The organism is Enterobacter asburiae (genome assembly GCF_001521715.1).
Lineage (GTDB): Bacteria > Pseudomonadota > Gammaproteobacteria > Enterobacterales > Enterobacteriaceae > Enterobacter > Enterobacter asburiae.
On sequence record NZ_CP011863.1, the window covers coordinates 1,842,768 to 1,856,675 of the forward strand.

At 51.5% G+C, this 13,908-nt stretch carries 15 protein-coding genes; 6 read left to right on the forward strand and 9 right to left on the reverse strand.

Annotated features, from left to right (window positions below; genetic code table 11):
* Positions 1 to 34: 34 nt before the first annotated feature.
* Complete coding sequence (gene rsmF / locus ACJ69_RS09005; protein WP_054829580.1) at positions 35 to 1,477, forward strand: 16S rRNA (cytosine(1407)-C(5))-methyltransferase RsmF; 1,443 nt, start codon at positions 35 to 37, stop codon at positions 1,475 to 1,477.
* A gap of 106 nt (positions 1,478 to 1,583) precedes the next feature.
* Positions 1,584 to 1,823, forward strand: a complete 240-nt coding sequence (locus tag ACJ69_RS09010; protein ID WP_008500472.1) for a YebV family protein — start codon at positions 1,584 to 1,586, stop codon at positions 1,821 to 1,823.
* Between the two features lie 34 nt (positions 1,824 to 1,857).
* Here the strand turns inward: ACJ69_RS09010 and pphA are convergent, their stop codons facing one another.
* Entirely contained in the window at positions 1,858 to 2,502 is a 645-nt protein-coding gene (gene pphA / locus ACJ69_RS09015; protein WP_033145837.1) for a protein-serine/threonine phosphatase, read from the reverse strand.
* A 166-nt stretch (positions 2,503 to 2,668) separates the two neighbouring features.
* On the opposite strand from pphA, the gene ACJ69_RS09020 reads away from it, so the two are divergent.
* The 4 genes from ACJ69_RS09020 to ACJ69_RS09035 all read left to right on the forward strand — a co-directional run bounded on the left by ACJ69_RS09020 (position 2,669) and on the right by ACJ69_RS09035 (position 6,999).
* On the forward strand, positions 2,669 to 3,610 hold the full coding sequence (locus tag ACJ69_RS09020; RefSeq protein ID WP_059346923.1) for a VirK/YbjX family protein: 942 nt from the start codon (positions 2,669 to 2,671) through the stop codon (positions 3,608 to 3,610).
* A gap of 173 nt (positions 3,611 to 3,783) precedes the next feature.
* Positions 3,784 to 4,680 carry a glycosyltransferase family 17 protein gene (locus ACJ69_RS09025; RefSeq protein WP_059346924.1) on the forward strand — a complete coding sequence of 299 codons (897 nt, stop codon included), beginning with the start codon at positions 3,784 to 3,786 and terminating at the stop codon, positions 4,678 to 4,680.
* A 663-nt stretch (positions 4,681 to 5,343) separates the two neighbouring features.
* The gene (locus ACJ69_RS09030; RefSeq protein WP_054829581.1) at positions 5,344 to 5,925 is read left to right on the forward strand and encodes an antA/AntB antirepressor family protein; all 582 of its coding nucleotides are present in this window, start codon (positions 5,344 to 5,346) and stop codon (positions 5,923 to 5,925) included.
* A gap of 114 nt (positions 5,926 to 6,039) precedes the next feature.
* A complete protein-coding gene (locus tag ACJ69_RS09035; RefSeq protein WP_059346925.1) occupies positions 6,040 to 6,999 on the forward strand; it encodes a glycosyltransferase family 2 protein in 960 nt (319 codons plus the stop codon).
* 7 nt (positions 7,000 to 7,006) lie between these two features.
* Here the strand turns inward: ACJ69_RS09035 and ACJ69_RS09040 are convergent, their stop codons facing one another.
* From ACJ69_RS09040 to ACJ69_RS09075, 8 genes are read right to left on the reverse strand one after another with little or no spacing between them, the layout of a single operon-like run.
* Positions 7,007 to 7,546: a tail fiber assembly protein gene (locus tag ACJ69_RS09040; RefSeq protein WP_081051426.1), complete on the reverse strand. Its 540-nt coding sequence runs from the start codon at positions 7,544 to 7,546 to the stop codon at positions 7,007 to 7,009.
* Positions 7,543 to 8,904: a hypothetical protein gene (locus tag ACJ69_RS25565; RefSeq protein WP_197937148.1), complete on the reverse strand. Its 1,362-nt coding sequence runs from the start codon at positions 8,902 to 8,904 to the stop codon at positions 7,543 to 7,545. The genes ACJ69_RS09040 and ACJ69_RS25565 overlap by 4 nt, the downstream gene beginning before the upstream one ends.
* On the reverse strand, positions 8,891 to 9,478 hold the full coding sequence (locus ACJ69_RS09050) for a YmfQ family protein (protein WP_041910491.1): 588 nt from the start codon (positions 9,476 to 9,478) through the stop codon (positions 8,891 to 8,893). Before ACJ69_RS09050 ends, ACJ69_RS25565 begins: the two co-directional genes overlap by 14 nt.
* Positions 9,478 to 10,557 (reverse strand): baseplate J/gp47 family protein, encoded by a 1,080-nt coding sequence (locus ACJ69_RS09055; RefSeq protein ID WP_054829587.1) that lies wholly within the window; start codon positions 10,555 to 10,557, stop codon positions 9,478 to 9,480. The genes ACJ69_RS09050 and ACJ69_RS09055 overlap by 1 nt, the downstream gene beginning before the upstream one ends.
* The gene (locus ACJ69_RS09060; RefSeq protein ID WP_054829588.1) at positions 10,550 to 10,963 is read right to left on the reverse strand and encodes a phage GP46 family protein; all 414 of its coding nucleotides are present in this window, start codon (positions 10,961 to 10,963) and stop codon (positions 10,550 to 10,552) included. The genes ACJ69_RS09055 and ACJ69_RS09060 overlap by 8 nt, the downstream gene beginning before the upstream one ends.
* Before the next feature lie 3 nt (positions 10,964 to 10,966).
* A complete protein-coding gene (locus ACJ69_RS09065) occupies positions 10,967 to 11,500 on the reverse strand; it encodes a phage baseplate assembly protein V (RefSeq protein ID WP_054829589.1) in 534 nt (177 codons plus the stop codon).
* On the reverse strand, positions 11,500 to 12,555 hold the full coding sequence (locus tag ACJ69_RS09070) for a phage baseplate assembly protein (RefSeq protein WP_059346927.1): 1,056 nt from the start codon (positions 12,553 to 12,555) through the stop codon (positions 11,500 to 11,502). Before ACJ69_RS09070 ends, ACJ69_RS09065 begins: the two co-directional genes overlap by 1 nt.
* Positions 12,552 to 13,895 (reverse strand): DNA circularization protein, encoded by a 1,344-nt coding sequence (locus tag ACJ69_RS09075; RefSeq protein ID WP_054829590.1) that lies wholly within the window; start codon positions 13,893 to 13,895, stop codon positions 12,552 to 12,554. Before ACJ69_RS09075 ends, ACJ69_RS09070 begins: the two co-directional genes overlap by 4 nt.
* Positions 13,896 to 13,908: the final 13 nt, after the last annotated feature.

The following is a 13,908-nucleotide window of genomic DNA, read 5'->3' on the forward strand; positions in this document are numbered from 1 at the left end:
ACTGCGCGCCTGAACTTTTCCCTGTGGTGTGCCCGTGGCTCAAAACTCCGTATTTCTTCCTGAACAATTCCTGGCGCAGATGCTCGAGGCGCTTCCCTCTCACCTGTCGTTAGACGATTTTATCTCCGCCTGCCAGCGTCCGTTACGGCGAAGTATTCGCGTCAACACGCTGAAAATCAGCGTCGATGATTTTCTGGCGCTGGTCTCGCCGTACGGCTGGCAGCTTACGCCGGTCCCGTGGTGCGCCGAGGGTTTCTGGATCGAACGTGATGACGAAGCCTCACTGCCGCTGGGCAGTACCGCTGAACATCTGAGCGGTCTGTTCTATATTCAGGAAGCCAGCTCGATGCTGCCGGTGGCCGCCCTGTTTGCCGATGGAAATGCGCCCGAGCGCGTGATGGATGTTGCCGCTGCGCCCGGCTCAAAAACCACGCAAATTGCCGCGCGGATGGGTAACCACGGGGCGATCCTCGCCAACGAGTTTTCCGCCAGCCGCGTGAAGGTGCTGCATGCCAACATCAGCCGCTGCGGTATTCATAATGTTGCCCTGACGCACTTCGACGGACGCGTGTTTGGCGCCGCCTTACCGGAAGCCTTCGATGCCATTCTGCTGGACGCCCCCTGCTCCGGCGAAGGGGTGGTGCGTAAAGATCCCGATGCGTTAAAAAACTGGTCCGTGGAAAGCAACCTGGAGATCGCCGCCACGCAGCGAGAGCTGATCGAGAGCGCATTTCACGCGTTGCGCCCCGGCGGCACGCTGGTCTATTCAACGTGCACCTTAAACCGCGATGAAAACGAAGACGTCTGCCTGTGGCTGAAAGCGAACTACCCGGATGCCGTGGAGTTTCTGCCGCTTAACGATCTGTTCGCCTCGGCACAGGAGGCGGTCACGCCGGAGGGTTTCCTCCACGTGTTCCCGCAGATTTACGACTGCGAAGGGTTCTTTGTGGCGCGTCTGCGTAAAACGCAGGCCGTTGAGCCCCTGCCCACGCCTAAATTTAAGGTCGGCAACTTCCCGTTTGCTCCCCTTAAAGGTCGCGATGCAGCACAGCTTGAAGCCGCCGCCAAAAAGGTTGGGCTGGTCTGGGATGAGAGTCTGCACCCCTGGATGCGTGATAAAGAGATATGGCTGTTCCCCGCACAGATCGAGCCGCTCATCGGAAAGGTCCGTTTTTCGCGAATCGGGATCCGCCTGGCAGAAGTGCATAACAAAGGCTATCGCTGGCAGCATGAGGCCGTTATCGCCCTTGCCGGTCGCGAGAATACCTTTGCCCTGACGCATCAGGAAGCCGAAGAGTGGTACCGTGGTCGCGATGTCTATCCGGACAGCACGCCATCAGGCGATGAAGTGATAGTGACGTATCAGGGATATCCGCTGGGGCTGGCAAAAAAAGTCGGCTCAAGGCTGAAAAACAGCTATCCGCGCGAGCTGGTTCGGGATGGCAGTCTGTTTACCGGTAACGATCGCACAGCCTGAAAAAAAGCGCATTTTTTTACTGGCGATTTTGCTCTCCTTGTCTACGATCAAAAATGGGTGATCGCACTGGTCATACCAGATTTTGACAACCGACCCGGAGAGCACTATGACGAAAACCAGCGTGCGTATTGGCGCTTTTGAGATCGACGACGCAGAGCTGCGCGGCGAAGCACAAGGCGATCGAACGTTAAGTATTCCCTGCAAATCCGACCCGGATTTGTGCATGCAGCTCGATGCATGGGATGCAGACACCAGCGTCCCGGCAATACTTGATGGCGAACATTCTGTCCTTTACCGTGAGCATTACGATAGTAAAACCGATGCCTGGGTCATGCGTCTTGCCTGACCTAAAGAGAACCCGCCCGAAGGCGGGTTATTTATTACTGCAGCTGCGCCAGCGTGAAGTAACCGTCGAAAACAGCCCCCGTATCAATGTAGTGAAGATTATTAAAATCGTATCTTCTGTCGAGGGGCGTATGCCCAAACCAGAAATGATCCGCGCCGCTGATGCCCTCTCCTTTACCCACCATAAATCCCATCAGCCTGTCGCGGTTCCATAAGACGCGCTGAGCGCTAACCGGTTTTTGCCACCGGTATTCCGCGGCCGGATAATCAGCATGGGCAATCACATTCAGACCGTTCGCACAGGTTATCTCGATGATATGCGGTAAATCGCGACAGGCGTCGAGCAACGACAGGGCAAGCTGCTGCTGGTCGCGTTCAAGATGCGAAAACCATATTCCACCATTCATCGTCCAGAGAGAAAAATCGTTATTATCCAGACTGTCGAGAGCCATTTGCTCATGGTTTCCCCGCACGGCACGAAACCATTTTTCATGGATTAACTGCAGACATTTAACGCTATCAGGGCCACGGTCAATCACATCCCCGACTGAAATAAGTAAATCCTCATATGGGTTAAAATGACGGCGTTTAAGCTCATCCATAAGCCACTGGTAACAACCGTGTATATCGCTGACAACCCAGACGTGACGCCACATCCCACCTTCAATTCGCTGATACATAGGACCTCCTTTAAACAGTATAGCCGCCGCAGAAAAGGCAACAGACATGCGCGGTCATCACGAAGTCAAACAAACGGTAAACCAAACAGAAATAAAGATCCTCGCGCTATTAATCCCTTTTTATTGGCTCTTTAGAATAAGGGTATAAAAAAAGAGGGGTCTTCACGTGTCTAATACGCACCTGCATAACGATGTTTTTTATCCGCATCGCACAAATATTATTTCCGAGCTGGTGAACGGCAAACGCGTGCCGGGTCCGATCTGGCGCAAACGCGAATATCGTCTGAAGTTCCTTTTACGCTCGCTTCTGTTCTGGTCTTCCACCCATCGCATGCTGGAAGCCCTTTCGGGTCGCGACGATTTCGACAGGCTGCTGGCCTCTCAAATTACGTTGCCCAGCAAGACCCACCGACAGTATCTGATGCGCGGCCTGACGGCTAACGATCGCGCCGACGCTATCGTCAACCATTACTACTGGATTGATAGCCTGAAAGAGAGCGGTCTCGCTCAGGCCCTGACGAGCCCGCAGGAGCAAACCGTTGTGCAGTTCCATGCTAAAGACGGTGTAACCTATACGGTCAATGCTTCCTCTGCGGGAAAAGCCGAGCGCGAAGGAGAAAGCACGCTGTGGCTACACGACAACGAGGATACGCTGCTGGCCAGCCTGACCTTTAGCGTCGCGCGCAGCAATGGTCAGCAAGTGATGGTCATCGGCGGGCTTCAGGGGCCCCGTCGCTGCGTATCGCGAGACGTCATTAAACAGGCCACCCGCGCCTGTCACGGCCTGTTCCCTAAGCGCGTGTTGATGGAAGTTCTTTTTCAGCTGGCTGCGCAGTCATCTGTCCGGGCGATTTTTGCCGTCAGCGATGAAGGGCACGTTTTCCGCGCGTTGCGATATCGCCTGAGCAAAGGCCGCCATTTCCACGCCAGCTACGATGAATTTTGGGCATCTCTGGACGGTAAAAAGCTCTCAGCTTTCTGCTGGCAGCTGCCGCTGAAAATGGAGCGTAAATCCCTTGAAGAGATTGCCAGTAAAAAACGCGCCGAATACCGCCGTCGCTTTGAGCTACTCGATGAAATAGAGGCATCCGTTAAGTCCCACTTTTAAGCCTGGCTGGCGTCTTCGCTCACTGCATATCGGATGCATTCCGTTTAAAAAAGCATGATAAAGCAGTGCACTATTGCACAGGGCGAGGGCGCTCAGTTAGCATTGCGCGAAATGAAACCGGCGAATGCGTTGGGAAGAGCGCAATGTGGGCGCAAAAATGAGGGACTTCGGTAATGATCTATGACTGCTTCTTATATTACGATGAAGATATGCTTCTCGAAATCAGGCTAAACACGCTCGCGGACGTTGTCGACCGCTTCGTTATCGTTGAGTCAACGCATACCTTTACCGGTAAAAAGAGGCCGCTGCATTTTGACATTAATAAATACAGCCAGTTTAAAGATAAAATTATATACGTTGTTCATGATAAAGAGCCGATTACGAAAGCCGCTGAAGAATCACACCAGGCTCGGGAGGTGATTCCGGGTCTGCCAGTGGGAATGGAGGTGGATGCGTGGGCAAATGAAGCCGCGCAGAGGAATGCCATCATGCAGGGTTTGACGCAGGCCAGCGATGATGATTTGATTTTAGTTTCCGATGTCGATGAGATATTTTCACCACAGGTGGTAGCATCGATAAATCCCAAAAAGCTCTGCACCACTATTTATCAGAATTTCTATAATTATCAGTTCAACCTGCAGGTTTTTAATACTGACAACACGCCAAGAAAATGTAAATTGCCGAGAGCCACACAATATAAAAACCTCGTTAGTTTCTTTGGCGGCGAACCTGAATCATTCAGGAATCTTAAACGCACCCGAAGCGTTAAAAACTGGTCCTGGCTAAAGTGGAACTGGTTCAAGATTAACAACAGCATTATTGACAATGGTGGCTGGCACTTCTCATGGGTAATGACACCCGAGCGCATCTCAGAAAAAATGTCGACCATATCCCATACTGAATATGATCTTCCTGAGTTTAACAACCCGGAACACATCATGAAGGTCATTAAAAATGCGGAAGATATCTGGGGACGCGACAGGACGTTAACCAGGCAAGAGCTGACGGTTGAAAACTTCCCGGAGTACATTGTCCGCCACAAAGATAAATTCAGCGCGTTCATTATTTAACTTATGGGCTGCCCTTTTGCTGGCCGGAAGACTTTTGCTTAGCGATCTCTCGGACACAAAATTTTAACAAAGATCCCAAAAAACCCTGGACGCACGCGGTCCTGAGTATGTTATGGTTTAGACAGGATATGGAATGTTCGAGTAATTTTCGGGGGATTTTGTGTTGAGACCGAAAAAACCCTTGAGAAACAAATAGATAAAAAGAGACCGAATACGATTCCTGTTTATACCCGCAAATTATTTTTTCTTTCATAATCAAGACGATACGCACCAATCAGATTAAAATATATACATTTGATGGTGCGTTTTCAGGCACTAAAAATCATATAGTTACACAAATTTTCGGACATGTTCGGACGAGGTTCGGACACATTTTTTTCGCTTACGTTGACATGAAAAATTTTTTTTCTCATACTCGCCTTGCACCAGCAAAATCTGGTGTCGGGATTGGCGTCCCGGATAGAGACCGCGACAACAACACGCCGCGAGCGTGTTTTTTATTGTCGTTTGCATAGTCACATCTTCGCATTATGGTGGGCTGTGTGGGGGCGGAGAAATCCGCGCCGGTTGGTTTCCCGGTTACGCCAACCCTGCACAGTTCACCACCTAACTGATTGGCGTCAGCGGTGGTGGTTAATCTTGAAACCACATGAGGACGTCACTATGACCACTCAACTTATCCCCCTCTTTAACGGCAAGATTTGCAATGAAACAACCCTTCTCTGTGATGCGCGTGATCTTCATGCGTTCTTATCCGTAGGAAAAATTTTCGCAGCCTGGATAAAAGATCGCATTGCCGATTATGGCTTCATTGAAAACCAAGACTACGTTTTGCTTACCAATACTGGAAAGCAAAATTCTGGACGAGGTGGCCACAACCGAAAGGATTACCATCTCACACTCGACACCGCCAAAGAACTGGCTATGGTTGAACGAAACGATAAAGGCAGACAGATTCGCCGCTACTTCATCGAATGCGAAAAACAATTAAAACAGCAGGCCTCCAGCCCCACCTTTCCGGGGAATTACGCGGTAATCACCTACTTCGAAAACGGTCTGCCGGTGGCGTGCCACCCTCTTATGCCTGGCGAGGTGATCATGAATCCAGATTCATGCCTTGAGCACGTGATCCGCTCTGGCTACGTGGTGATGCCGTGCGATGAAGCGGAAAAATTCACGCTCGGCGAGATACAGGAAATGATCGCCATAGCACGGCGCGCACGTGATCGCTGGCTGCAACCTTAACCACGCAGGGCAGCCCGCTATTGCATATTGCGAGGCTGCTCAGTTAGCATTAAGCAATAATGAAGCACTGGCGAATGTTCTGCAATAAAGCGTGAATTTGGAGCAAAATTTAGAATGGATAAGGTTAAGTTAAGCGTTATAGTACCATGTTATAATTCACGTGATTTCATTGCTGAATGCCTACAGTCGATTCTTCCTTATTTGTCGAATACGGTTGAACTAATTGTTGTTAATGACGGTTCTACTGACGACAGTGCTGATATCATTGAACGCACTATACAAACATATAAAGATAAACTCATCACAATTATTCATCAAGATAATGCAGGCATTTCCGCCGCAAGGAACGCAGGGATAAAAATTGCGAAAGGTGAATATATAGCCTTGTTAGATTCCGATGATTTTTTTCACTCTGATTTCTGGGCTGAAGTGTTACCTTTGATAAATGACTCCACAATCGATATAGTAGAATTTAACGCTGAACAATTCGATGGTAAAATAACCAATATAGTTGAACATATAGATTGTTCTGTTTTCACAGGAAGGGTTGTTATCGCCTCTGTGGCAGAATTATCACCAGCATTCAAAAGATCCAAGTGGTATCCATGGGCAAGGGTTTATAAAACTGCATTATTCCATGAATTTGACATTCAATTTCCCACAGGCCGTCTCTATGAAGATATGAGCACAGTCCCGGCCATATATTTGCATAGCAAAGTTATCTATGGCCTTAATAAATCCTTGATTTGGTATCGCTATCATAAAAAAAGTATAACCCAAACTTTCAGACAAAAAGATATTGTTGATTTAGTTTACGCAGTAAAATTACTTTCGCTGCAGGCAAAAGATAATGCAGAGATAAAACGAGCCCTTTTCCCTACCGTGCAAAGAATATTCAATCTCCTCAAATACATGTTGGTGAAAAACAAAGGCGCAAAGCTTCCTTTCGTAGAACAGAAAGCACTACGCCGTGCCTTGCTAAGTTTCATTGGAAACTTTAAGATATCTCGTAAAGTTCAAATATTAATATTACCATTGTACCTAAATACGATCATTCGATTTAGGAAAAAATAGCCTTCATTCATTGGGTTGGTTTTAACGGCCAGTCAGGTTCGTTTGGATTAACCCTATTCAAAAGCACCCGATATATTTTCCATTCACGTAGACTTTCGACTTCCTGAGTGGTTGCAATTGATAAATCTACAGCATCTTGTAAAGTCGCTATAACTGCTGTAGCTTCATTTATCAAACGAATTTTTTTACTATTGATTTCATCCAACGGGTCAGGATTTATTTGAATTAGTTTTTTGCCATCAAATTTCCAACCACCCAATATATCAATACCCTCTGGAAATTCTGTTTCAGAAATCTCCGCCACATAAGAATCAATCGGATTTAGTGAAGATGCATCGAGAGAGTATGATGTGATAATTCCATTTTCATCATAAACTATTTTCATAGTTTCTTGTGAGAATTTCGATTGAATTTCATACCAATCATCGCCTCGTTCATTTTGCAGAAAAATAACATCCATCCCAGTAAGATTTTTTATAACGCTAGAATCTTTCAACAATTTTCCACTTGTAGGGATATATCTTGTAAATTTACCAGCAATCATCATATTGCACCTGTGTTATACCATGTTCCATTTAGATTATATTGTGGATATCTATAATACACCGCCGTATAGTTAGCATCTTGATATGATGCAGTCAAAACTGCACCATTTGGTGCAACGGCCCATCCACCATTATTATTGTTAGCAGCTCCCTGAGCACCTAACCGCATACCCTGCAGGAAATTACCTCTAACCCAGTCTTGAGGTGCAAGTTCTATAACTGCACCTGTAGACTCCTGCCGCATATATGGGTATGCAGGATTGTTTGATGAAAGCCCAACGGTAGTAATCGAGTCACGTCGCGCGTATGGGCTTAAATCCTGTTGTGGCGGTGGGTTATTGGGCGAGTACACCCGCACTCCTGGCGTGTCGTACAGGCCCGCCCCCGCCTGAATCAGCCCCACGCTGCTGATATTCCTCCCTGAGTGAATATCATCCTTAGCCTCAAGATAATTAGGCGCAATCACATTTCCATTTGACTGAATATCTACTGACGGTCCCTGCGCTGCGCGTAAATGAAGCACTTTATCGTCAGAGGCATAAACGAGCCCCATTTCTGCACCGGAAGCATTAAAAAACCAGAGGTGTTTATTCCCTGCCCCACGAATGTTTATCGCATTTTGTGAAAGCTCTGCACCGCCATTGACAGCCTTAAGCGCCCCCGGAATAGTTACCGTATTATTATCAGAATCGTATTGCACCGCCCTGAAATAGCGCCAGCCTATGGTAGTACCATCATCTTCCCGAATGGCGAGGATCAACTTCGAATTCGTGTAACTGACGAACTGGATCAACGGCCTGTTTACCCTCCCCCCCTGAGCGGGGCCGGTGGCGCACACGACATCTATATAATAAAAATCCTGCGTAATGAACGGTGGGTTATTGGTACACCCACGCGTATCAATAAACAATGATTCACCGACGACAAAGGGGTAAGTCGCAAAATCAATCGCGCCGTGATTAGAGTCGGCTGTAAAATTCCCCTTGTAACCAACAGGCACCAGAGCGTTGTTATTGCTGTTGTCAGCGGTGTTACGAATAGCTGCGGTTCCCAGCTCCAGATTCGAGCGCGCCAGTGCTTTATCCACCACATCAGCAAGATTCTTGCTGCGTAAAAGCGCATCAGGCACACGGTCAGTGATGAGCTTAACGATAGCCTGATATAGCTGATCATGTTGCCCTTTATTCAGCACCGCGCCTGATTTCTCGATAGCGTTACAGATTTCCTCCTGAACGGCATCCCACATATCACTGTTCAGATCAGTAGCACGGCGGCCGGTGGCCGGGTCACCATTTGTAAAACCATTTTTGCCCTGACCAAATTTATCGGCCTGAGCCGTGGGTGTATCAATTCGATGCATTGTCTGTTCCTTCCGGGTAAGCAAAAACGACGACGGTATGTGACGGCGCAAGTTTTTCTATAACGCACTCAGCGACCGTGTCGCCCCAGGTTCTGATTGCGGAGTTGCACGCACTGGTGCAGGTCTGCCAGTTAACGTTGGCGTCAGCCGGGATATTCACACGCCAGTAATAGCGCCAGAATTCCCCCCATTCCGGGTTAGGGCTGCTGTCGAGGTTCTGAAACTGTTCAATCGTTGCGGTGGTATAACCCAGCGCGTCCAGCTGGTTACGGTAGAACTGTTCGTTGATACCGCCCGCCACGTTGGCCTTTGCATCCAGACGTTGCTGACGCTGGACCAGCGATTGCACCCCGTCAGGGGTACAGGAGTCCGGCAGGCCGTAGACGGTTTCATAGCGGTCAATCAACTCTGTTGTCTGCGCCGGGTCAATTTCCTTCATCAGCGCATCGGCACGTTGATGCACGCGCGTAAGCGACGGGGCAAGGCCTTCAATTAACGGGATCTCACCCTCCCATGCCGGGCCAGGCGGAAGCAGCCTGTAGAGTAGCTGCTCATATTCATCCTGCATTGCCATCAGCTGCTCGCCTCCGTATAGGTTTCCCAGGTGATGGTGCCAACAACGGGCAGTTCGGTAGATCCCAGCGCAACGTCTGCAACCGGCGCACGCAGCTGGTGAGCAACCTCCCCTGTTGCCAGGCTTATCGCTTCGCTGATGCGTGACAGGTACACTTTTCCGTCAGGAACACCGTCGCGCAGCATCAGTGAATTCAGCTCCGCGGATACGGCTGCGCGGATTTCTGCGGTATCTTTCGCCAGCGCGATCGTCATCGGAATTACTTTTTCCGTGGCCGCGAAAACGAAAAGACCTGCGCCTGCAATGGGTGCCAGCGGCAGGATATGGTTACGGACAGCCTGAACCAGATCATCGCCCGGTGCCGGGTGCGTCGGGTCGCCGGTTGCCACCATGACGCCTACGGTTCCGGTCCCCTTATAGTGCCGGAGAGTCCACGCCCGGGTGATACCCGCAATCTCTTTTGCCCAGATGACATAATCAGGATCAGCACCGCCCTGTGGGATCCAGTAATAACGCTCCATGACGCGGGCGCGCCATGTCTCCAGTTCTTCTATGTCATCGCCGCCCACCACCGTGTCGGCATACCCCGTAGACGGGATGCCACTTACCGGCGTGCCCAGACGTAAGGCAATTCCGTCATCGGTATTTCCTGCAGCACCGGGGTTATCCGCCACCAGCGGCACGCGCAACACGCCACCTGCTGCTTTCACGGTTTGCGTGGTGGTAAAGGTCACCTGGTCATCACGCTGGATCTGCGTACCGGCGGGCAGCGTCGGCGTTCCGCTGATCCCATCCCAGCGCACATAGCCCGCCGCGGCCACGGCATCCTTTCGGGGGCAGCGCTTGATTCTGCCGTGACGGTATAACCAGTCCTCATCGCACAAATCAGGCAACATATTGCGCGCCAGATAATCGATATAGCCGTAAAGAGTATGAACGGATGCGGCCATAACCCGCGCGTACACTTCCGCATCCATCCGGCGTAAGAGCACATCCTCCTGGAAGCGCGTCATCAAATCGCTGCGGATGGTGGCTATCAGTTGCGGGAGTTCAGGCCGTGAAAATTGACTGTCAGCCATCGAGTTCACTCCAGATGTCATCAAAGGTAATGTTGTGAATGGTGCCGTCACGCTGGTAGATAGTTATCCCCGCCGCCAGCGTATCGATCCCGGTACGTTCTGCGGTTACGTCAACACGTGCGGCCACGCCGTCCTCGGTCATCCACGCCAGCGCCTGCTGCATATACTCGCGGGCATCCTGAGGCGTTTTATTGGTGAGTTTCCGGCGTTTCAGCAGATACAGACGGGAGCCTATACGGTCGTTCTGCACTGTCGGCCAGGTATCGCCCCACCAGCCGTAGGGGTCTTGTGTACGGTCGTCGCTCTCGGCGCGCCGCCACGAAAACAGAGAAATAACAACAGCACGTGTTAAAAGGTCGAGTGGATCCGTGGACTCCTTCAGAAGCCCGTTTACGTAGAGGATCATGATTTATCTCATCGGTTGTGTTGGTGGATTTGTCGTTCCGCCGCCGTCGCCATTTTCCTGGTGGGTATGCCCGTTGTATGTCGTGCGCATGGCAGACATCGTTTTACCTGCGCCGTCGCAGAGATCTTTAATCTGACCGGTGGCCTCAATATCCATTTCGAAACGGGCTTTTGGGGCGTTGGTGAAAATAACCGGTTTACCGCCGCCGTTGACAACGATCCCGGCACGGGTCAGCGTTACCGACTGCCCCTGATCGTCGTAAATGGCGACCTCTCCGCGTGTCAGGCCTTTAAGGCGGTACCGCCGGTCAGCAACCACCACGGCAACACCGTGTGAACGGTCGCCACCAGGAAACAGCATCACGGCCTCTGCACCATCCTGCGCAGCAGACGTAAAGCCATACGGCTCCAGATGCTCCACGTTTTCTTTTTGTTCGCCGGCGATCAACCGCAGACCAGCGGCCTGGCATTTTTTTGCGGTATCGAGCGCGGTGATAACTGCTCGCGTGACAATGTTCTGAAGAGAAGATCCAGCCATCAGAATTCTGAGCCTCCCGATGTCTTTTTCTTTTTCGGTGCTGCCGGTTCCGGCAGGTATGCGTCAGCAGGACCAACGCGGATTTCGCACGTGGTGCCGTTGTTGTCTTTAATGTATGTCACTTCAGCGATAACAAGCGTCTCATTATCGAAGCCATTCAACGGGTCGTAGACGATGACCGAAAGATTTGGCCGCCAGAGTTCGCCATTGCCCTGCCGCCATCCCTGAACCGTGTACGTGGTTTCACGGGTTTTTGCAGCACGTTGTCTGGCCTCAAACTCACAGCGGGCTTTGCAGCTGTCCGTCGTCGCGGTACCGGACTGCTGAACGGTGTGCGGACGATAGCGGGTCACTCCACTATCTTTTGTACTCTGCCGGATGGCGGCAATCGTCGCTTCACCGAAATCGTCATCAGTGCCGGGGCGCTGGCCGGTTACCAGGTAGCTGGAAAACCGATCGCGGACACTGCGCTCTGTATCGCAAGAAAGAATATTTTCGCCCAGTACCAGCGCCGTGGCCGCTTTCTCACCCCCTGGTTTACCGAGCACCAGCCTGCCCTGTGCATCATCGTAGGCCAGCGCCTGCACCTGCCCCAGCAGGCGGTTCAGACACTCCACCACCGTTTCACCGTGTTCCGGCTGCGCGTCAATGACTGCAGTCGCAGGTGTACCGGCGTCCACGACGTCCACGCCGAACGGTTTAGCCAGCGCGGTGGCGATTCGGAACAGATTTTTACCATTGTGCTGCGCAGGTGCCGCTGAGCAGTCAATAAGGTCTGCCGTTTTGCTGCGGCCAACGATCCCCATTGTTATTGCCGTTGCATCGTAGCGCAGCGGTAACGCCTCAACCCAGCCTGTAATCACCAGATCATCACCTATCATCACCTCAACGCGATCGCCGTTTTGAATCTGCGGCACACCATCACTACCCGGCCACTGCCTGGTGATCGACACGTTGAAATCGCGGGCAACACGGTCAATGCCCGCGCTGATGCGGGAAGAGGTCCAGCCCCCCCACTCGCGGCCATTCACTCGTAAAAAAACGGTATTGTTCATCGGACCGGTACCCTCAGAGGTTTAACAGGCACAAATCCCGGATGGGGAACCACATTGCGGGTAAGAATGTCATTTTCCCGCGCCGCGTCGTCATACCAGCCCGCCGCCAGCACCAGCGCAGGGAGGACTTCCGGGGGCGTCCGCTCAGCCGTTATTTCCACCTGTGCAAGACGCGCGGAAATATCCCGGTTCAGGTCTGTTCTGAGCACAGTGATTTGCTGGAAAATCCCGTCGTCGGTAATGCGCAGCTGCTCCTGATCAATAGCGGTATTCAGAGCCGAGCGAATTTCAGTTAATTCATCCCATGTAGGCGGATCTTCTTTCACCGTCGTACTGCCCGAACCGTCCAGCGCGGGATGGGAAATGTTGATGATATCGTTAGTTGACGCACCGCCGGTTACCTTCCCGGTTTGCCCCTGCGGCGCCGCGATGGTTTTCGGCTGTGCCAGTGTTGCAACGGTCTGGGATGCCGTGCTGATTGCCGTGGAACGGATCGCTGCGGCGACCATGTTACTGCGGGATTTTTGCATCCCGACGGAACCGGAATCTGTCGGCCAGGTTCCCCGTGGCGCCAGCCCCGGATCAAGCGTTACGCCGGACATCGTCTTAATCATCGTCACAAGGTCTGAAGTATCGCCAGTTAGCCGGTCCCCGGCGCGCCAGGCTTTTTGCAGCGCTCGCACGAAATCACTGGCTGCGCTGGGCGGCATTAAAATGACTGACAAATCCCCCTGCAGTAGTCGCATCGCCGCTGAGACGCCGGAGTCAACCATCCGGAACGCGTCAGCAACATCGCCAAGCATCGCGGCTGCGTCGGCCAGCACATCATTCTGGATGAAATCAGCAATGCCGGAGAGTGAAAAGGCAGAGAACATGCTTTCGATCGCTTCATCAAACAGGCCGCCTGATTGTGTGAGGCGCTGCGCCGTCGCCATGCCCGCAACAGGAAATGAGAGTTCGCCGCTCTCCACGAACTGGAAGGAAACACGGCACATGCGCCCTTCTGCATTGCTGTGCGTGACCCTCACCTGACCGTCGATACTGCCCTGCATTTCTCCATACTGAGGATGGACAAGCGTACCCGGCCCGGCGGTTTCGATAGCGCCAATAAGGCGATCGCGCTTGTCCGCATAGTCGTCGCCTACCAGATAGGCGTTAATAGTCATCCGGCGCGTTGCCCGCCCTAAATCCTCCGTGAACGGTTTATCGCGATTGGGATATTCATGCACCTGAACACGGCGCCCAAACGAACCTTCATCATCTTCCACTGAAAAAGGTACGCCACGAAACGACGCATCACGAAGACGATCGCGCCAGTCGTTTGAAGAAAAAAAAGCCATATAGCCCCCAAAA

Excerpts from the sequence above, each read along its gene's own strand:
- ACJ69_RS09010 (WP_008500472.1), top strand. The coding sequence starts at position 1,584 with ATGACGAAAACCAGCGTGCGTATTGGCGCTTTTGAGATCGACGACGCA.
- pphA (WP_033145837.1), bottom strand. The coding sequence starts at position 2,502 with ATGTATCAGCGAATTGAAGGTGGGATGTGGCGTCACGTCTGGGTTGTC.
- ACJ69_RS09025 (WP_059346924.1), top strand. The coding sequence starts at position 3,784 with ATGATCTATGACTGCTTCTTATATTACGATGAAGATATGCTTCTCGAA.
- ACJ69_RS09030 (WP_054829581.1), top strand. The coding sequence starts at position 5,344 with ATGACCACTCAACTTATCCCCCTCTTTAACGGCAAGATTTGCAATGAA.
- ACJ69_RS09035 (WP_059346925.1), top strand. The coding sequence starts at position 6,040 with ATGGATAAGGTTAAGTTAAGCGTTATAGTACCATGTTATAATTCACGT.
- ACJ69_RS09040 (WP_081051426.1), bottom strand. The coding sequence starts at position 7,546 with ATGATGATTGCTGGTAAATTTACAAGATATATCCCTACAAGTGGAAAA.
- ACJ69_RS25565 (WP_197937148.1), bottom strand. The coding sequence starts at position 8,904 with ATGCATCGAATTGATACACCCACGGCTCAGGCCGATAAATTTGGTCAG.
- ACJ69_RS09050 (WP_041910491.1), bottom strand. The coding sequence starts at position 9,478 with ATGGCAATGCAGGATGAATATGAGCAGCTACTCTACAGGCTGCTTCCG.
- ACJ69_RS09055 (WP_054829587.1), bottom strand. The coding sequence starts at position 10,557 with ATGGCTGACAGTCAATTTTCACGGCCTGAACTCCCGCAACTGATAGCC.
- ACJ69_RS09060 (WP_054829588.1), bottom strand. The coding sequence starts at position 10,963 with ATGATCCTCTACGTAAACGGGCTTCTGAAGGAGTCCACGGATCCACTC.
- ACJ69_RS09065 (WP_054829589.1), bottom strand. The coding sequence starts at position 11,500 with ATGGCTGGATCTTCTCTTCAGAACATTGTCACGCGAGCAGTTATCACC.
- ACJ69_RS09070 (WP_059346927.1), bottom strand. The coding sequence starts at position 12,555 with ATGAACAATACCGTTTTTTTACGAGTGAATGGCCGCGAGTGGGGGGGC.
- ACJ69_RS09075 (WP_054829590.1), bottom strand. The coding sequence starts at position 13,895 with ATGGCTTTTTTTTCTTCAAACGACTGGCGCGATCGTCTTCGTGATGCG.